Here is a 17861-nt window from a genome sequence, read left to right on the forward strand (position 1 = left end):
TTTAACAAGGTTCACACGCTTTTTTTATTTTCCAGCTAGCTTATCTAATTTTTCGATATACTCCAGTGATTTTCCTGTGCCAATCGCAACCGATTCCATCGGACTTGGCGCCATATGTACTGGCACATCAATTTGTTTTACAAGCCATTCTTGTAAGCCTTGAATGAGGGCACCGCCACCAGTTAAAACAATGCCGCGGTCAACAATATCGCCACTTAATTCCGCAGGGCATTTTTCAAGCGTCAGGCGGATTGCTTCCAAAACACGATTTAATAGTTCAGAAATCGCATGTTGGATTTCATTCGAGGAAATTTCTACCACTTTCGGAAGACCAGTGAGTAAATCGCGTCCGCGAACTTCCATTGTTTTTTCCGCATGCGGGATAGGCGCGTAGCCGAGTTCCATTTTGACGCGTTCAGCTGTGGATTCGCCAATTAAAACGTTATAATTTTTCCGAATGTACGCGATGATTTCTTCATCGATATGATCGCCGCCAGTTCGAATCGAGGTACTAGATACAACCCCTCCATAAGAAATAATCGCAATTTCAGTCGTTCCACCACCAATGTCGACAATGGTGTTCGCCAGTGGCTCGTCAACCGGAAGATCGGCTCCAATTGCGGCGGCTACAGGTTCCTCAATTAGAACGACAGAGCGCGCCCCCATGCTGCTAACCGCATCGGTAATCGCGCGACGTTCAACGGAAGTTGCTCCCGTAGGCGTACAAACGATTACTTTTGGTTTCTTAAAACCTCCGCCTGCTGCGTTAATCCGTCGCATAATTTCCTGAAGAAGGCCGCTAGTAATATCAAAATCTGCAATAACTCCATCTCGCATTGGCCGTATCGCCACGATAGACGCAGGTGTTTTTCCAATCATATTTTTAGCTTCTGTTCCAATCGCTAAAACTTGTTTCGTGTGTGTGTCTAAAGCTACTACAGAAGGTTCGTTTAAAATGATACCTTTTGATTTGCTGTAGACGAGGATGTTCGCCGTACCTAAATCAATCCCAATTGTTGAACTCCCAAACATTTTAACACCTAACTTTCTTTAACAATAAAATACTCGGCACAAAAGGCCTTATGGAACAGTATAAAGCTTTTTCGCGCGTTAAGCACCAGATTTAGCTTCATGATAAGAAATGTTAATCAGAACCTTTTCTTTTTTTGAAGAAAGTAAATTCACCGTAATCTCTGTAATAAAAAAACATGTCGCGACCATCGTTTAAAATGCGATTGCCGCGACACGTTTAATGATGTGCTTTTTCATATTGAATGTACATAACGTAATAAATCAGTCCACTAATGACCGCCAAACTGGCAATAATCGCAAAAGTATAAAAATACCCAATGAATGTCGCAAGCGTAATGGCAAGTGGAGCAATGACTTTCCCGAGCGTATACCGAAGGCCCGCCGCCGAGAAATACATCGCCCGCTTATCTTCCGGTGCTAGTTTGGAAACGAAATTTTGCTGTATACCTACAGTCATCAGTTCAGCAAAACTAAATAAAATGATAGCGAAAATGGCACCAAGTGCGCCTGTTGAAATGGCAAAACACATAATAGCGATGCCGTATAAGAACGAGGAATTCATAAAGACAAATTTTTCCTTGTAACGTGTCATCCAGCGTGTCATAAACACAGTGAGTAACGCAACACAAAAGCCGTTGATGGAAACGACGACGCCAAATAGTTTTTCGCCGCTAAGCGGGATACCAAACAAGCTTGATGCGCCAATGACTTCTTTAATATAAAGCGGGAATAGAAGGTCAAGTTGCATGAAAGATTGCGAAATAATGACGCCAGCTAAAATGTAGAGGAAAAATATTTTATCTTTGAAAATTAATTGGTAATTTTTAATTTGCTCCATTAAAACGGTTAAAATATTTTTGCTCGCTTGTTCCTTTCTTAAGACTGGGTTTAGCGCGAGCGGCGCCGTTTCATGACCAAATTTTTGCAAAAGAAAAAGAAGAACAATATCAAAAAATGTAATCGCGAGTAGCGTCTGAACGGTGAAGCTGTTAAAGACGACCGCCCCAATAATTGGGCCAATCACAACGGCGATGTTAATCATCATGTAGAAAACCGAATAAACATGGCTACGATGTTCTGGCTTCACAACGTCAGCAATCATCGCCTGGCTCGCCGGCTGATAAAACGCCATAAAAATACTCGCAATCGTGAATCCAAAAAAGCTCAGGTACGGTGAGTCAACAAACGAAAGCGCCCCAATGGCAAAGATTAAAAAACCAATTCCTTCACCAACAACGGAAATGCTCATCATCCGTTTTCGTCCGTAAACATCAGCGAAATAGCCACCGAGTAACGCAGTAATAACGGCCAAAAGTTGCGAAACAATCAGGAGCAAGCTCGTTGTTTGCCGCCCAATCGCTTCTGAAAAATATAAAGTCAAAAAAGGGAACACCGTCCAAAAAGAAATATCAAGCAGTGCCTCCCCAAAAAGGCGCACTTTTAAATTAATATCCCATGTAGAAAATCTCATCATATACCTTCTTTCTCTGTTTAAAATAAAAGAAGCCCCTCCCGAAATTGCAAGCAGGAGGGAGCTTTCACGCGGTATATGTTAAACGCAAAGGATTTTAAAATGCCCAGTCGCCATTACGGAATACAGGAATCGTTTCACCTGATTTCGTGATGCCATCAATGTTCATCTTATCTGAACCAATCATAAAGTCAACATGCGTTAAACTCGTGTTAACACCGCGCGCGTCAAGTTCCTCACGACTCATGTTTTCACCGTTTTTAATGTTAAACGCATAAGCGCTTCCGATTGCTAAATGGTTTGAAGCATTTTCATCAAATAGCGTGTTGTAGAATAAAATACCGCTTTGTGAAATCGGGGACGGATCTGGAACGAGCGCCACTTCGCCTAAATAGTGAGAGCCTTCATCTGTATTCACTAAATCTTGTAAAATATCCTGTCCTTTTTCAGCTTCAACGCCTACAATACGACCATCTTCAAAAGTAAGTTTAAAGTTATCGATAACGTTTCCAGAGTAACTTAACGGTTTTGTACTAGAAACGTAACCTTTCACGCTCGTTTTTTCCGCGCAACAGAAAACTTCTTCCGTCGGCATATTTGCCATAAATTCATGCCCTTTTGCATTATAACTACCAGCACCCACCCAAACGTGATCTTCCGGTAAACCAATATAAAGGTCAGTTCCCGGAGCTGTGTAATGTAATGTTTTAAATTGTTTTTCGTTTAATTCATTTGCTTTAGCATTTAAAGTAGTATCGTGGTTTTTCCAAGTTTCAACGGGATTATCCGTATTGACGCGCGTTGTTTCAAAAATGGTTTCCCAAAGTGTTGGAACTTGTTTTTCGAGTGGTAAGTCAGGAAATACTTTCTCTGCCCAGCCAGCAGAAGCAGCTGCCACAACAGTCCAGCTTACAACATTCGCCATTGAGAGTTCACGGAATTCACTAAGTGCTTCTCCCATAGTTTTTTGGTTAGCAGAAATTTTTTCACTTGCTACGTCTTTAAGTAAATCAGGATTTTCTGATACGATGGAAATAAAACAAGCACCTTCTTTAGCGAGTTCAGTTCGTTCTTTCACGCGATGTTCAGGAGCTGTTTCAAAAACGGACAGCGGGGCGCTGTGATAGCGCTCAAGTGTTACCGCTTCATCATTCCAATTTACAATCACATCTAAAGCACCTGCTTCAAATGCATACTTGGTAATTAAACGCGTAAGAGGCGCCGATTCGATGCTAGAAGCAATCACAACTTTTTGATTTGGCTGAACATTCACACCAACTTTAACGATTAGTTCAGCGTATTTGTTTAACTTTTCATTAAATTTTGTCACAATATATCACACCTATCTTTTTCGATAAGATAATAGTAGCTTAAAATTACTGGGAAAGCAACGATTGAGCAAGAAAAAACCTGCACATTTTTATATTGTACAGGTCAATTCATTATTTTTTTCTAAAATAACTAAAACCAAACATGATTAAAGCACCAATTAATGTGGAAAATAAAATCACGAGAACTAAAGGCATTTCAACATGCATGAAAATGAAGTTTACACGAACCTTTTCGGCATTCACAGCTGCAAAAATAATAATAAAAACAACTAAAATTGCACTAACGATTAGTTTAACAGGAACTGGTTTCTTCGTACTGTTTTTTTTAGGTGTTGCTTGATCATTGGCCATCTCGATTCCTCCTTTTCAATTATCATAAGGAATAATCGGAGAAAAAACAAACGATAAGAATAAATTTGACAATATTTCGAACTTTTTATAAAACGTATTTTTTTTTGCATAAAAATTGATATAATGTATTTAAAAAAAAGAAGATGGGGAATTTATGAGAATTTTTATTGCGTTATTGTCATTTACAGTTGCTGTTACGGGTTTTATTTTTCAGATAAATACTCAAAACGTTGTGTTGGTCAATATTTTTAGTGTTTCTGCAGAAGAAATGGGACGATTTGGTTACATATGTTCAAGCCTAATGGTTACGGCAAGTATTTTATACTTAGTGGGGAAAAATAACCGTTATTTAAGCTTAACCGCTGTGGCTACTTGGGGAATGCTTGCATTAGTTGGTTTCTTTATTGAACCAGGTTATCAGTCGATTTTATTTATCCGTCCCATTACATGCGCGCTATGCATCATTTTAGCATTATTCGTATTCATTCCATCATTTAAAAATCAAAATCAAGATTAAATAAAAGAACTAAGCCAGTCACTGGCTTAGTTCTTTTATTTTGTAGAAAACTATAATTTTCTTAGCCTAAAAGCACGTCCACATATGTTTTAGCATAAGCTTCTGCACGCTCAACGTCCTCTTCGTCAGGGTCTAAATCTACTTTTAGCCCAGCAACAGGGACTGTCGCACCTTGTTCTTTTAAGCGGGTTTCAACAAGGTCTACTGTTAAGCAGAACTCATCATAAAATGTATCGCCCGACCCGAACGATGCACAAACTTTTCCAGAAAAGTCTACATCAGCCATATCCTCATAAAAATCAACAAATTCATCTGGAAGTTGACCGTCGTCATACGTGTAACCACCGATAAGCGCTCCGTCGTAGTCAAGTAAATCTTCCGGTTCAACATTGATACACTCTTCGATTTCAACTTCAATATCGTATTTCTCTAATTCTTCACCTAAGATGTCCGCAATTTCTTGAGTGTTTCCAGTCATACTTGCATAAACAATCATCACTTTTGCCATCTTCTAACCACCATTTTCTAAGAATTTTGTGAACAGCTATTCATAATGTAAAAAAATGGATAGCTTGATAAAGTCTTCACCAATAACTCTATTATAAATGTTCGAAAAAATTGTGCAACCTTTTTTATAGAATACTTTATTTTATGCTAGTAGAAGGTTATAATAAAGAATAGTGGAATTTTTTAGGGAGGATGAAAAACGAAATGATCACACTTAAATCACGCCGCGAAATTGACGAAATGAAACGTGCTGGCGATATTTTAGTTGCAACACACCAAGAAATCGCAAAATTAATTCAACCAGGCATTACAACTTGGGATATTGAAGTGTTTACAGAAAAGTTTTTAAAAAGCCAAGGAGCTACTCCGGAACAAAAAGGCTTTGAAGGATATGAGTATGCGACATGTGCAAGCATTAATGATGAAATTTGCCATGGTTTTCCGCGCAAAACCCCTTTAAAAGAAGGCGATATAGTGACGGTTGATATGGTCGTGAATTATCACGGAGCGCTTGCAGATTCAGCTTGGACTTATGCTGTCGGTGAAGTGAGCGACGAAGTGAAGCATTTAATGGAAGTAACGCGCAAATCACTTTATCTTGGAATTGAACAAGCTCAAGTCGGAAATCGAATTGGCGACATCGGTCATGCCATTCAAACGTATGTCGAAAACGAAAAGTTAAGTGTCGTACGTGATTTCATCGGTCACGGTGTTGGCCCAACATTACATGAAAAACCAGAAGTCCCACATTACGGACAACCCGGTAAAGGACCTCGCTTAAAAGAAGGCATGGTAATTACAATTGAACCAATGGTAAATATTGGTGATTGGCGTGCTAAAATGGACGATAATGGCTGGACAGCTCGAACTGTTGATGGCTCACTTTCTGCGCAATATGAACATACGATTGCGATTACAAAAAATGGTCCAGAAATTTTGACTTATCAAGGTGAAAACGACTAAAGACAAAACTGCAACATACACATGTTGCAGTTTTTTAAGAAAGAAGGGATAAAATGGGGGAGAAGCTTACAATACAAAGAACAAAAGTCCCATTCACTAAAGAACGTTTGCTCACTGAATTTAGAGAAGCCGGCTTAAAAGAAGGGGACACGATTATTTTTCACGCCTCCATGTCACAAGCTGGCTGGATTTGTGGCGGTGCTATTACACTTATTGATGCACTGCAAACGGTTATAACGAAAAGTGGAACGATTGTCATGCCTGCTCAAACAGGAGGCTTGTCCGACCCGGAAAATTGGGAAAACCCTCCAGTACCAAAAGAATGGTGGGAAGAAATCAGAGAAACAATGCCAGTCTTTGATCCAAACCGAACACCGAGCTATAAAATGGGTGTTATCGCAGAAACTTTCCGAGCACTTCCAGAAGTGTCAAGGAGCAATCACCCCTTTTATTCCTTCACAGCTTGGGGGAAACACGCGGCAGAAATCCTCGAAAATCACTCTTTAGAACATGGTTTTGGGGAAAATTCTCCTTTAGGGAAGCTGTATCAAATAACAGGTAGTAAAATCGTTTTGTTCGGTGTTGATAATGATTCAAACACATCGCTTCATTTGGCAGAAGAACGCTCAAACAAAGTCGCAAATAAAATGAATAGAGCGACACTGCTTAAAAACAATGCGCGGGTTATCCAAATGTTTGAAGAAAAGAATTACAACAGCGAAGCGTTCTTAAAAATCGGCGAAGTTTTTGAAAAAGAAAAGGGGAGCCACAAAAAAGAAATTGCGCTCGCCCCGTCTAAAATATTCGATTTAAAAGAATTTGTTGATTTTGCGGAAAACTACTTAAATACGAATGAAGCTTAATTCTTCAGCAAATAATTGCATTTCCCTAGGGCTAATCAATTTTTTGCGGTGAATTAACGTATATAAATCGAGCAATCTATCATAATGAATGTTTTCGAGTTTTAAATTTTCAAATACACCGCTGTTTACCATTTTTAGTTTGGAAGTAATCTCTTTTAACATAAAATCCACATTTTCTTGAGAGGGATTTTCTAAATTCATACGGTTTGGCCCCTTTTTATTCGTAATAAAAAGCATTTTATCATAAAATAACATGGTGCGCGAATTTTAAAGGACTAGAAAAAATGGTTGGAAGGAGGAATTTTTTATGCTAAAAATGCTAACGAGGCACCCGCTATATCGTTTTATCCGCATTATTATCGAGCGTTTTGGAAAGAATGATGTTTCTGGAAGTGCCGCACAGCTAGCCTATTATATGCTTTTTTCAATCTTTCCGATGCTTTTAATTGCGGCGACATTACTCGCCTATTTAAATATAGATAAAGATGCTGTTTTTAATTTAATTCAAGAGTTCGCTCCAAAAGAAATTATTAACTTTTTAGAAAGCAATTTAGATTCGTTGCTCTCAAACCGAAATGGTGGGTTGCTATCGATTGGGATTATTGGGACACTTTGGTCAGCTTCAAATGGTATGAATGCTGTCACAAAAGCACTTAACAAAGCATACAGTGTAAGCGACAGACGTAATTATTTCATCAAGCGTTTTGTATCGATGGTTTTTACACTCGCGATGTTAGCAACGGTTGCAATCACGTTAATTTTACTTGTATTCGGTCAACAAATTGGCTTATTCGTTTTTGACCATCTGCATGTTTCACCTGAGGTCATAGATTTCTGGAATAATATTCGCTGGTTAGTAACAGTCATTGTTATTTTTGTTGTTTTTACATTTTTATATTGGGTTGCACCAGCGAAGCGCAATCATTTGTTTAAAATCTTACCAGGTGCGCTTTTTTCAACAGTCGGATGGTCGCTTACATCAATGGGTTTTGCATTTTACGTCAATAATTTTGGCAACTATTCAGCGACATACGGCAGTATCGGTGTCATCATTATTTTAATGTTATGGTTTTATCTGACAGGCATTATTTTAATGATTGGCGGCGAAATCAATGCGACACTTCTCATTTTAAAACAGAGAAGAGCAGTCGGCGAAATCAATTAAAAAGGACTGGCGATTTTATCGCCAGTCCTTTTTTTATGACCGAATTTCATTTAGCTTAGCGCGAATTAAGTCCATAAAATAAACCGCATCCGCTTCATTGTGGATATCAATTTCGTCAATGTTGACAACAAGCGTGTCACTATGATCGTAAGCGTCAAACCAGTCATCATAACGCGCATTCAAGGTGGTGTAATAGTCCAGCAAGGCGGGATTAAGCTCAATTTGCTCATAAGGACGTCCGCGCAGTTTAATGCGTTTTAAAACCGTTTCTAAACTTCCGCGCAAATAAATGAGCAGATCAGGCGACTTTTTCGGAAGCGTACTAATCTCTTCCATCATGTTGTCCAGTAAATCCAAATACGTATCCATTTCCGGCTCCGAAATATTCCCGTCCTCAAAATTAATTTTCGTGAAAAGCGCATCCTCATAAATGCTGCGATCTAAAACATTATTTTGATCTAAAAGGGCGCGTTTAATGCTACGAAAACGCGTATTTAAAAAATAAATTTGTAGCGCAAAAGCCCAGCGTTTCGGGTCGCTATAAAACATTTCAAGAATGCGATTATCTTGAATACTCTCATAAAATGCCTTTGAACCAAGTTCCTTTGCAATCAGCTCCGTATAGCTGCTTTTACCAGCGCCAATCATTCCAGCAAGTACAATCACGTTTTTTTCCATCCTTTCAAAAAGCCTCCTTCGTTCAGTAAAACCAAGGCTGATATGGCTATTGTACCAAATTTTAGCTAAAAACAGCCATGACAAAACTCGCAATTTTTGGTAGTATAAGAAAGAATGAATGGAGGAGAGCATGTTGAGCGAAGCGCAAATCAAGGTCGGACAAGAATTCCCACTCACCATCAAAAAAATGGGAATTAACGGCGAAGGAATCGGATATTTTAAAAGAACTATTATTTTTGTTAAAGGCGCACTGACGGATGAAGAGGTCGTCGTAAAAGTGACTAAAACAGCGCCAAAATACAGTGAAGCCGTGGTGCGTAAAATCAGAAAACCATCAACCAATCGGGTTGTCGCGCCTTGTCCCGTATACGAAGCATGTGGGGGCTGTCAGTTGCAACACGTATCCTATTCGGCGCAACTACAGTTTAAAAAAGATATTTTAATTCAAGCGCTGAAGAAACATACAACGTTCAATACCGACAAAATGAAAATTCGCGATACAATTGGTATGGAAGACCCGTTCCGGTACCGCAATAAAAGCCAATTTCAAGCGCGAACTAATCAAGACGGCGCTATCGTGACAGGTCTTTTTGGTGCGGATTCACACGAACTTGTGCCAACAAGTGATTGTCTCGTACAAGATGAGCGGACGGTTGAAATCACGAATTCGGTGCGCGATTTACTTACGAAATACGGGATATCCGCGTATGATGAAGCAACCGGCCGAGGATTCATCCGCACAATTGTTGTCCGCGTGGGCGTTGAAACGGATGAGGTGCAACTTGTTTTTGTGACGACAAGCGAAAAATTTGCGAAAAAACAAGAAATCCTAACAGAAATTAAGGCGCGCCACCCAGAAATTGTATCAATCATGCAAAACATCAATTCTGATAAGACGTCTCTAATTTTTGGAGATAAGACGCTTCTTTTAGATGGAAAGGCAAGCATTGAAGAGGCGCTTAAAGAGCTTCATTTTGATTTATCGGCACGTGCCTTTTTCCAGCTCAATCCGAAGCAAACGAATCGTTTATACGAGGAAGTTTCAGAAGCGCTTACGCTAACTGGCGATGAAAAAATTGTCGATGCGTATTGCGGCGTGGGCACAATTGGGCTTTCGCTCGCTAAAAAAGTACAAGAAGTGCGCGGCATGGACGTGGTCCGTGAAGCCGTTTTAGATGCGCAAAACAATGCGGTGAAAAACGGAATTACAAACGCACATTATGTGACTGGAACGGCAGAAGAAGTCTTCCAAAATTGGCGAAGTGAAGGCTACGCGCCTGACGCAATCATTGTTGACCCGCCGCGAACTGGACTTGATGCAAGTTTAACGCAAGCCATTTTAAGCGCTCGTCCGAAGCAACTTGTCTATGTGTCATGCAATCCTTCTACGTTAGCCCGCGACTTAGCTTTATTCGAAAAACGCTATCGTATTCGGTATTTGCAACCGGTCGACATGTTCCCGATGACAAGCCACGTGGAGTGTGTCGTGAAGCTGTCGCTAAAATCAAATCAAAAGAAAAAAGTAAAAAGCTGATCCCCCGCGGAATCAGCTTTTTTTTGTTTACAAACTGTAGGCTATATGTTACATTTAGACATGAAAAGGAGGGAGAATTTATGTCCAAGGCAAGCTACATCGCTTCCTTACTTCAAAATGGCCAGTTCATCGAGAAGTACAAAGAAGCGGGTAATTCTATGTTGCCCATCATTAAGTCAAATCAGCCAGTTAGTTTAGAACCCGTGAATGAACACACTTTATTAGAACCGAAAACAATCGTTTTTTGTAAAGTAAAAGGGAACTACTATACGCACCTGATTTCTGCCGTGCGTTCGCGCAATAATGAAATGGAATTTCAAATTTCGAATAACCATGGCTTTGTAAATGGTTGGGTCAAACGTAGAAATATTTTTGGAAAAGTAGTCAAAATTTGGTAATCATGCCAAGTTTTTTTTAATGCCGAAAATTCTCCTTTTTCGTGAATGCGCTAACTATAAAAGTGACGAGAATATTTGCCAGTAGTGGCAGGAAGCCAATGTTAATATCGCTAATTGTGCGCGGCAAGTCAGGGAAAATCGTTGCAAGCGTCATGCTGTAATTGCTGACAAAAATGGTAATTAAAATCCCCGTTGCAATTCCTGAAATGGCGCCGGCCGTTGTCACTGGATTACGCTTCATCAAACTTGCAAAGAGCGCCGGACAAAGCTGCACAATGAGACTGTAGCCCACTTGAAGAATCGCTGCAAGCGCATTGCCACCTTGGAAAACGAACACGCAAGAAAGGGCGCCAAGAAGCGGCACGAAAAGTTTGGACAACCTTGCGACACGCGCCTCGTTGTAGCTTCCTTTTAACCCAAAGACAATGTTTTTAGAAAATAAGGTACTCGCTGTCATTAAGAGCATCGAACCCGGCACAAGTGCGGTGAGCATGCCCGCCGCCCCAATGATACCCACGAAAAACGGGTTAAAGCTTTGAATGGCGAGCTGAATGAGTGCAAGATCGCTTTCGTCACCTTGCAAGCCGGGCACTTTAATGACGGCTGTAAATCCGATGAAAATGACAAATAATAGCATGAGCGTGTAAATTGGGCTGATTATCGCATTTTTACGGAAAGTATTTGCGTTTTTTGCGGTAAACGTAGACGCGAAAACTTGCGGCCACATATAAAAACCGAGCACATAAAAGAGAACAGTACTAATAAACCAAGTTACCGTGTAAGTGGTTTCTGGAAATGTTAGCAGTTCTGGCTTAATTGCAGCTACTTGTGTGAAAAGTTCGCCGTAACTGCCAAAATAGTGAAGTGGCAAATAAATTCCCATAAACACAATGACAAATAAAATCATAAAATCTTTTAAAACGGAAATCCAAGCAACGCCGCGAATTCCTGAAAGAACGGAATATAAAATGATGCCGAGCGTTCCAATTATTATCGCAGCATTCATTGGGATTTTTCCATATGATGTGAGCGAAACTATGATGCCAAGCCCTTTTAGCTGAATGACGATAATGGGAATAATCGCGATAACGCCCACGATAGCCACGATAACGCCAAGCCATTTGCTATCATATTTTTTAGCAAAAAAGTCAGACTGTGAAACAAGGCGATGCTCATGCGCATAAGACCAAATAAGCGGAAGTAAGAAATAAGACGAAACATAAGAAAGCGCAATGTAAACCATCACATAAACCGCTGAAATCCCCTTCGAATACGTCCAGCCGCTCCCACCTAAAAACGAGAACGTCGTATACACTTCACCCGCCGTTAAAAGAAAGACAAATACAGTATTAAAGCTTCGGTTCCCGACCGCCCAATTTTCAAGTGTCATTTTTTGTTTTTGCTTCGCGCGAATTGCTAAAATAATCGTTAAAATAAAAAAGGCCGAAATAATAAAAAGCGCCGTCATGATAAATTATCCTCCCCGTTTTGTTCCCATTTATACAAAAGAAACAAAATGATAGAGGACAGAATAACACCCGCCGCAATATAAGCTAAAACAAATGGAATTCCAAAGATAAGTGGGTAAATTCGATTTGCAAATGGAATCCCACCTAAAATAAATAAAAAGGGGATAATAAGCAACCACTTTTTCATATTTTTCCTCCTAAAATTTACTGCATTAATGCCCAAATAATAATCGCATCAAAAGCTAAAAGTCCGAGCACAACTGCCACCGAAATTTTAATGAGCAGTTTTTTATCCGTTGATTTTTTTGCCATATAAAATCCTCCATAAAGTTTACTATACAAAAGATACCATAAAAAGCGTTAAGACACCAAAAATCCCACTTTCAAACTGAAAGTGGGATTTTTTCCTAAAGTGAAGCCATGACAGCATCGCGAAGTCGTTCGGCAGTTCCAGCTCCGCCGCGGTTGTCATAGTAAGCTTTAAAGCGATCGTCGTCCACATACATGTTCACAAGACCAATGTGTGCTTCTTCCGAATAATCTGGCCAAGAGAAGGAGAGCCATTCTTTATGAGCCAAATAGATGTCTTCCTGCAAGGTCGCATCCGTTTTTACGCGTTCCAACAAGTCAAATAGCTTGTCATTTAACGCCTCCATCTTCGCAAAATCATCTTCCGAAAGGTTCATCATTTTCGCATTGCTCGCATCGACCGTTTCGTCGCCGTATTTTTCACGAATTTCATCGCCGTACTTTGCTTCATTTTTTTCAATTAAATCTTTCTTAAATCCTTCAAATTTTTCTTTGTCAGACATGTTCACCATTCCTTCCATGTTTTCAAGCGTTTTCTCGACATTTCGAATCAACGCATCAAGTCGTTCTTTTTTACGAAGGAGTTCCTGCCGGTGACTTTTTAGAGCCTCTTTTGGCTGAAAAGTAGGGTCCGTGACGAGCGCTTTAATTTCAGGAAGAGCCAGATCCATCTCACGATAGAACAAAATTTGTTGTAGCAAATCAAGCTCCCGTTGCCCGTATATTCGGTAGCCACTTGTCGAGAGCCTTGCCGGTTTTAAAAGCCCAATCTCGTCATAATAGCGTAGTGTACGTGCACTTACACCAGCTAGTTTCGCCACCTTTTGAATTGTGTATTCCAATTCCAACCACCTCCGTATTCATATTGTAAACCTTAACGTTACGTCAAGGTCAACTAGATTTTTTAATTAATTTTAGGCTTGCAAAAATGTAAGCTAGAATATACGTGGGAACGCTTTTCAAGAAGGGACCTATCTGCTACACTAGACGTATAGAAAAAATTTGGAAGGCGTGAACCTTTTTAATGCAAGCACGAAATTTAAAATATCTTGTCCTTTGCCTTCCGATTTTATATCTCGGGTACGGGATTACACTAGCGCTCCAATTTGGGAGCAGACCCGAGCTCATTAATTCAGCCGCAAATGGATTGTTTTTACTTATCATTACTTTTATTTTAACAAAAAAAGCTGTTTTAAAGACGAGTATTGATTTTGTTTGGTTTATTGTTTTTATTTTATACGTGTTTGTATTACACCATCTTGTTATGTACATTGCTTTGGGGGATTTTGTTAGCAGTACTTACATAGGGAATTTTTACATTCAAACGGATATGATTAACCTCAAGCCTTTTACAACAATCGAAAATACGGTTAGACAAACTTTACCGACAATGCCGACAATCATTCAAATTGTAGGAAATGCTTTGCTTCTTGCACCACTTTCTTTCTTTTTACTTTATTTTAAAATTTGTAAAAGGGCAAGCATGGCCATTTTAGTTGTATTTCTTACATCTTGTACGGTTGAGCTCGTTCAATTTGCACAAACAACACTGATTACCGGTTTTGATGGTATTATGCTACCAACTGGTCGTTCAACGGATATAGACGATGTGATTTTAAACACCTTAAGTGGTTGTTTGGGCGTTATTGTGATGTATAGCGTACCAACGCTTCGAAAACGAATTGGGAAAAGAAAGCGTTAATTCTTTGACAAGCGAAGGAGAATGGAAATGAAAGAAAAATTACTACAAGCCTATGATTTTTTCCAGAGAAATAGTAAGATTGTCAAAATCGTCTTTGTTTCTCTTATTATGTTATTCGTCATTTACGAGGTCATCAACATTTTAACGACCGTCGATTATAGCTCACTCAAGCAAAATTTAACTTCACAAAGCCCGGAGAGTATTTTTATTATGGTCATTGTCGGGCTAGTTGCCGTAACGCCGATGCTTATTTATGATTTTGTCATCGTCAAACTTTTACCGGGGAAATTTTCAGCGATGCACGTTGTCTCCTCAGGCTGGATTACAAATACATTCACCAATATTGGTGGTTTTGGCGGCGTTTTGGGCGCTTCTTTACGCGCTAGTTTTTACGGGAAAAATGCATCACACAAAGAAATTTTACTTGCGATTTCAAAAATAGCATTATTTTTAGTTTCTGGACTATCCATTTACTGTTTAATTGGCCTTACAACACTGGCCATTCCAAATTTTGCGAATCATTTTATCAGCTACTGGCCGTGGCTTCTTGGCGGCGGACTTTATTTTCCGATTTTATTTACAGTCACCAAATGGAAAAGCAAGTCGCTGTTTGAAGACTTGCCGCTAAAACGTGAGTTGACATTAATTTCTGCATCGCTTTTAGAATGGGGCTTTGCATTTGGTTGTTTTGTCATCATTGGCTTTTTAATGAATGAACCAGTCGATTTGATGAAAGTATTTCCACTTTTCGTCATCGCTTCTGTTATTGGGATTATTTCAATGGTTCCAGGCGGTGTCGGCACATTTGATTTAGTCATGCTTTACGGCCTCGGGCAGCTAGGCGTTTCAGAAGAACTGGCACTCGTGTGGTTGTTGTTTTACCGAATCTTTTACTACATTGTCCCATTTATCGCAGGCTTATTTTTCTTCGTACAAAAAGCCGGCAAACGATTTAACGATTATTTAGAAAATTTACCCTTTCTATTTTTACAAAAACTAGCGCATCGTTTCCTTATTATTTTCGTTTATTTCAGCGGTTTACTGCTCGTTATTTCTTCTGTTGCACCATTTGCGATCTACCACGTCCCATTTTTGTATAAACTCATGCCTTTTGGTTTTCTGTTCATCTCCCAGGTTACAAACGTCGCGTTTGGTTTTCTGCTGCTTGGCCTAGGTCGAGCTATTGAAAGCAAAACGAAAAAAGCCTACATCACAACGATTATCATACTAGGCTGCGCGATTTTCAACACCTTGGCGCGTGTATTTTCCATCAAACAAGCGATTTTCCTTGGCATCATTTTACTGTGCGTGTATTTAGCGAGAAAAGAATTTTACCGTGAAAAATTTGTGTACACGTGGAGTAAAATCATCATGGATGCGGTCATCTTTATTGCCTGCCTAGCCGGATATGTTATCATCGGTATTTACAATTCGCCGAACATCCAACATAAAAAGCAAATTCCGGAATACTTGGAAATTGCGTCTGAACACGTGTGGGTAACCGGCTTCATCGGCATGCTCATCGCGGTCATCTGCCTAGTAGCCATCTACATTTATTTCTCGCAATCCGAGGAAAAATTTGGCAGCCCTTTTGAAGCCGAAAAAGTGCGCGCCCATTTAGAGAAGTGGGGCGGCAATGAAGTAAGCCACACCATGTTTCTGCGCGACAAATTGCTATTTTGGGCACAAGATGGCGACGTCCTTTTTGGCTTCCGAATTATCGCCGATAAAATGGTGATTATGGGCGAACCTACGGGGGATCCAAATCGGCGTGATGCGGCCATTTTAGAACTGCTTGAGAAAGCGGATTTGTTCGGCTATCGCCCCGTATTTTATGAAGTCCGCGGGGACATGTTGCCATACTTACACGAAATTGGTTTTGACTTTATTAAACTAGGCGAGGAAGGTTACGTTGATGTCACCAACTTCTCTCTTTCTGGGAAAAAGAAAAAGGGGGAGCGCGCTTTAATGAACAAATTTGAACGCGAAGGCTATCAATTTGAGATTCTCGAAGCGCCGTTTAGCTCTGATGTTTGGAATACGCTGCGTAAAATATCCAATGAATGGCTAGACGGTCGTACGGAAAAAGGTTTTTCTCTAGGCTTTTTCGACACCTATTATTTAGAACAAGCGGGGGTTGCGGTTGCTAGAAATGAAGCTGGAAAAATCATCGCCTTTGCGTCCATGATGCCTGCTTATAACGATGAACTTTCCTCGATTGATTTAATGCGCTACGGCAAAGAAGCACCATCAGGTATTATGGATTTCCTCTTCATCAATTTGTTTGAAGATGCGAAAGAAAATGGCTATCAAGTTTTCAATATGGGGATGGCGCCACTCGCCAATGTCGGCGAATCCAAATACGCGTTTCTCGGCGAACGTATGGCGGGACTTGTTTACCGCTACAGTCAAGGTTTCTACGGATTTAAAGGGCTTAGAAACTACAAGGCAAAATACGTCAACGTCTGGGTGCAAAAATTTGTCGCCTACCGAAAACGGAGTTCCATTGCCTTTACAATGTTACAACTCATGCTTCTAGTAGGGAAAAAACGCCAATTATCCCACAATCAAATAATTTTAGAAGTCCCGCTTTCTGAGTTCGAAGAATAATAAAGAGGCGTAGCAAAGCGCTACGCCTCTTCATTTATTAAATCGTCCAAAGCTTCTTCTAGCGTGTTAAATGTGAACTCGAAATGATGGGCGAGTAGTTTATCTGGATACACGCGTTGACTATCTAAAATCATCGCAGCTTTATCCGCAAGTGCGAGTCTAATGGCTCTTTTAGGAACGGGAGTTTTGTACGGACGATGTAATTTCTTCCCAAGTAGCTCGGCGAATTTTTTCTCTTGGACGGGGTGCGGAGCGACCAAATTGATGGCGCCATCTAGTTCTTCCTTTTGAATGATGAAGCGGATAGCAGAGATAACGTCGTCAATGTGGATCCAAGAATACCATTGTTTTCCGCTGCCGAAGCGTCCACCGAAGAAATTTCGGAAGGCTTTTTCGAAAATCGGAAACGCACCGCCGTCTGTTCCTAAAATGAGGCCAAAGCGGGCGAATGCAACACGAATGCCGTATTGTTCGGCTTTTATCGCCGTTTCTTCCCACTCGTGAACAGTGCGTGCTAAAAAGGTACGGCTCATAGGTGTTTCTTCGGAATCGCTATAAATGGCAGTTTTAGAAGAAGGATAGACGCCAATTGCGCTCGCATTAATCCATACTTTTGGTCGGACATTCATTTTGCGAACAATTGCTAGGAGTGCGGCTGTTGCTTCCACGCGACTCGAAACAATGGCGCGTTTTCGTTCTTCCGTGTAGCGCCCGTCGGCTAAACTAACACCAGCTAAATTGATAACCGCATCAAAAACGTGTTCTTTTAAATCAGGAAGCGGGGTTTCATCTGTTAGCCAGTTAATAAAATGGACATTCGCATAATCGGCTTGGTTGCCGCGCGTCAAAATATAAATATCATCCATCGTCTTTTCAAAGTCATGCGTTAAATGGCGCCCGACGAAACCAGTTCCGCCGGCAATTAAAATTTTCATAATCGGCTCACCTCTTTACTTAGTTC

19 protein-coding genes are annotated in these 17861 nt (G+C 40.2%); 8 read left to right on the forward strand and 11 right to left on the reverse strand.

Translation table 11 applies throughout. The features are described 5' to 3' along the window. Positions 1-24: 24 nt before the first annotated feature. The 4 genes from mreBH to CFS60_RS10850 all read right to left on the reverse strand — a co-directional run bounded on the left by mreBH (position 25) and on the right by CFS60_RS10850 (position 4185). On the reverse strand, positions 25-1032 hold the full coding sequence (gene mreBH / locus CFS60_RS10835) for a rod-share determining protein MreBH (protein ID WP_088810902.1): 1008 nt from the start codon (positions 1030-1032) through the stop codon (positions 25-27). Between the two features lie 217 nt (positions 1033-1249). Next, entirely contained in the window at positions 1250-2503 is a 1254-nt protein-coding gene (locus CFS60_RS10840; RefSeq protein WP_088810903.1) for an MFS transporter, read from the reverse strand. Between the two features lie 97 nt (positions 2504-2600). Then, positions 2601-3833 (reverse strand): aminopeptidase, encoded by a 1233-nt coding sequence (locus CFS60_RS10845; protein ID WP_088810904.1) that lies wholly within the window; start codon positions 3831-3833, stop codon positions 2601-2603. Positions 3834-3945: 112 nt separating this feature from the next. Beyond that, positions 3946-4185, reverse strand: a complete 240-nt coding sequence (locus CFS60_RS10850; RefSeq protein ID WP_088810905.1) for a lipopolysaccharide assembly LapA domain-containing protein — start codon at positions 4183-4185, stop codon at positions 3946-3948. A gap of 154 nt (positions 4186-4339) precedes the next feature. Between CFS60_RS10850 and CFS60_RS10855 the strand changes: the two genes are divergently transcribed. Continuing rightward, positions 4340-4702: a hypothetical protein gene (locus CFS60_RS10855; protein WP_088816225.1), complete on the forward strand. Its 363-nt coding sequence runs from the start codon at positions 4340-4342 to the stop codon at positions 4700-4702. Between the two features lie 61 nt (positions 4703-4763). Here the strand turns inward: CFS60_RS10855 and CFS60_RS10860 are convergent, their stop codons facing one another. Then, on the reverse strand, positions 4764-5210 hold the full coding sequence (locus CFS60_RS10860) for a flavodoxin (protein WP_088810907.1): 447 nt from the start codon (positions 5208-5210) through the stop codon (positions 4764-4766). A 203-nt stretch (positions 5211-5413) separates the two neighbouring features. Between CFS60_RS10860 and map the strand changes: the two genes are divergently transcribed. Beyond that, positions 5414-6172 (forward strand): type I methionyl aminopeptidase, encoded by a 759-nt coding sequence (gene map, locus CFS60_RS10865; protein ID WP_088810935.1) that lies wholly within the window; start codon positions 5414-5416, stop codon positions 6170-6172. Between the two features lie 53 nt (positions 6173-6225). Further along, the gene (locus tag CFS60_RS10870) at positions 6226-7035 is read left to right on the forward strand and encodes an aminoglycoside N(3)-acetyltransferase (RefSeq protein WP_088839245.1); all 810 of its coding nucleotides are present in this window, start codon (positions 6226-6228) and stop codon (positions 7033-7035) included. Here CFS60_RS10870 and CFS60_RS10875 read toward each other — a convergent pair. Further along, positions 7015-7236 (reverse strand): DUF1128 family protein, encoded by a 222-nt coding sequence (locus CFS60_RS10875; protein WP_088810909.1) that lies wholly within the window; start codon positions 7234-7236, stop codon positions 7015-7017. The genes CFS60_RS10870 and CFS60_RS10875 overlap by 21 nt on opposite strands. Before the next feature lie 106 nt (positions 7237-7342). On the opposite strand from CFS60_RS10875, the gene CFS60_RS10880 reads away from it, so the two are divergent. Beyond that, positions 7343-8200, forward strand: coding sequence for a YihY/virulence factor BrkB family protein (locus CFS60_RS10880; RefSeq protein ID WP_088810910.1), 858 nt, complete (start codon positions 7343-7345; stop codon positions 8198-8200). A 33-nt stretch (positions 8201-8233) separates the two neighbouring features. On the opposite strand, the gene CFS60_RS10885 is transcribed toward CFS60_RS10880, so the two are convergent. Further along, positions 8234-8878, reverse strand: a complete 645-nt coding sequence (locus CFS60_RS10885) for a deoxynucleoside kinase (RefSeq protein WP_088825873.1) — start codon at positions 8876-8878, stop codon at positions 8234-8236. A gap of 133 nt (positions 8879-9011) precedes the next feature. Between CFS60_RS10885 and rlmD the strand changes: the two genes are divergently transcribed. Together rlmD and CFS60_RS10895 are read left to right on the forward strand one after the other, a co-directional pair. Further along, positions 9012-10412: a 23S rRNA (uracil(1939)-C(5))-methyltransferase RlmD gene (rlmD, locus tag CFS60_RS10890; RefSeq protein WP_088816238.1), complete on the forward strand. Its 1401-nt coding sequence runs from the start codon at positions 9012-9014 to the stop codon at positions 10410-10412. An 80-nt stretch (positions 10413-10492) separates the two neighbouring features. Continuing rightward, the gene (locus CFS60_RS10895) at positions 10493-10810 is read left to right on the forward strand and encodes a phage repressor protein (RefSeq protein WP_088810912.1); all 318 of its coding nucleotides are present in this window, start codon (positions 10493-10495) and stop codon (positions 10808-10810) included. 16 nt (positions 10811-10826) lie between these two features. On the opposite strand, the gene CFS60_RS10900 is transcribed toward CFS60_RS10895, so the two are convergent. The 3 genes from CFS60_RS10900 to CFS60_RS10910 all read right to left on the reverse strand — a co-directional run bounded on the left by CFS60_RS10900 (position 10827) and on the right by CFS60_RS10910 (position 13430). Next, complete coding sequence (locus CFS60_RS10900) at positions 10827-12278, reverse strand: sodium:solute symporter (protein WP_088810913.1); 1452 nt, start codon at positions 12276-12278, stop codon at positions 10827-10829. Continuing rightward, complete coding sequence (locus CFS60_RS10905) at positions 12275-12466, reverse strand: DUF3311 domain-containing protein (RefSeq protein ID WP_088810914.1); 192 nt, start codon at positions 12464-12466, stop codon at positions 12275-12277. Before CFS60_RS10905 ends, CFS60_RS10900 begins: the two co-directional genes overlap by 4 nt. Positions 12467-12686: 220 nt before the next feature. Further along, the gene (locus CFS60_RS10910; protein ID WP_088810915.1) at positions 12687-13430 is read right to left on the reverse strand and encodes a MerR family transcriptional regulator; all 744 of its coding nucleotides are present in this window, start codon (positions 13428-13430) and stop codon (positions 12687-12689) included. Between the two features lie 182 nt (positions 13431-13612). Between CFS60_RS10910 and CFS60_RS10915 the strand changes: the two genes are divergently transcribed. Together CFS60_RS10915 and mprF are read left to right on the forward strand one after the other, a co-directional pair. Continuing rightward, complete coding sequence (locus CFS60_RS10915) at positions 13613-14290, forward strand: VanZ family protein (protein WP_088810916.1); 678 nt, start codon at positions 13613-13615, stop codon at positions 14288-14290. Between the two features lie 27 nt (positions 14291-14317). Beyond that, positions 14318-16900 carry a bifunctional lysylphosphatidylglycerol flippase/synthetase MprF gene (gene mprF, locus CFS60_RS10920; protein ID WP_088810917.1) on the forward strand — a complete coding sequence of 861 codons (2583 nt, stop codon included), beginning with the start codon at positions 14318-14320 and terminating at the stop codon, positions 16898-16900. A gap of 20 nt (positions 16901-16920) precedes the next feature. Here mprF and CFS60_RS10925 read toward each other — a convergent pair whose 3' ends face one another. Next, a complete protein-coding gene (locus CFS60_RS10925) occupies positions 16921-17835 on the reverse strand; it encodes a TIGR01777 family oxidoreductase (RefSeq protein WP_088810918.1) in 915 nt (304 codons plus the stop codon). Between the last annotated feature and the right edge of the window lie 26 nt (positions 17836-17861).

It is taken from the genome of Listeria sp. ILCC792 (genome assembly GCF_900186135.1).
GTDB classification, from domain to species: domain Bacteria; phylum Bacillota; class Bacilli; order Lactobacillales; family Listeriaceae; genus Listeria; species Listeria goaensis.

Bases quoted from the DNA above. Each gene is read 5' to 3' on its own strand.
- CFS60_RS10915 (WP_088810916.1), top strand. From the start codon at position 13,613: ATGCAAGCACGAAATTTAAAATATCTTGTCCTTTGCCTTCCGATTTTA.
- CFS60_RS10925 (WP_088810918.1), bottom strand. From the start codon at position 17,835: ATGAAAATTTTAATTGCCGGCGGAACTGGTTTCGTCGGGCGCCATTTA.
- CFS60_RS10880 (WP_088810910.1), top strand. From the start codon at position 7,343: ATGCTAAAAATGCTAACGAGGCACCCGCTATATCGTTTTATCCGCATT.
- CFS60_RS10905 (WP_088810914.1), bottom strand. From the start codon at position 12,466: ATGAAAAAGTGGTTGCTTATTATCCCCTTTTTATTTATTTTAGGTGGG.
- CFS60_RS10850 (WP_088810905.1), bottom strand. From the start codon at position 4,185: ATGGCCAATGATCAAGCAACACCTAAAAAAAACAGTACGAAGAAACCA.
- CFS60_RS10900 (WP_088810913.1), bottom strand. From the start codon at position 12,278: ATGACGGCGCTTTTTATTATTTCGGCCTTTTTTATTTTAACGATTATT.
- CFS60_RS10885 (WP_088825873.1), bottom strand. From the start codon at position 8,878: ATGGAAAAAAACGTGATTGTACTTGCTGGAATGATTGGCGCTGGTAAA.
- map (WP_088810935.1), top strand. From the start codon at position 5,414: ATGATCACACTTAAATCACGCCGCGAAATTGACGAAATGAAACGTGCT.
- mprF (WP_088810917.1), top strand. From the start codon at position 14,318: ATGAAAGAAAAATTACTACAAGCCTATGATTTTTTCCAGAGAAATAGT.
- CFS60_RS10840 (WP_088810903.1), bottom strand. From the start codon at position 2,503: ATGAGATTTTCTACATGGGATATTAATTTAAAAGTGCGCCTTTTTGGG.
- CFS60_RS10855 (WP_088816225.1), top strand. From the start codon at position 4,340: ATGAGAATTTTTATTGCGTTATTGTCATTTACAGTTGCTGTTACGGGT.
- CFS60_RS10860 (WP_088810907.1), bottom strand. From the start codon at position 5,210: ATGGCAAAAGTGATGATTGTTTATGCAAGTATGACTGGAAACACTCAA.
- CFS60_RS10875 (WP_088810909.1), bottom strand. From the start codon at position 7,236: ATGAATTTAGAAAATCCCTCTCAAGAAAATGTGGATTTTATGTTAAAA.
- CFS60_RS10895 (WP_088810912.1), top strand. From the start codon at position 10,493: ATGTCCAAGGCAAGCTACATCGCTTCCTTACTTCAAAATGGCCAGTTC.
- mreBH (WP_088810902.1), bottom strand. From the start codon at position 1,032: ATGTTTGGGAGTTCAACAATTGGGATTGATTTAGGTACGGCGAACATC.
- CFS60_RS10870 (WP_088839245.1), top strand. From the start codon at position 6,226: ATGGGGGAGAAGCTTACAATACAAAGAACAAAAGTCCCATTCACTAAA.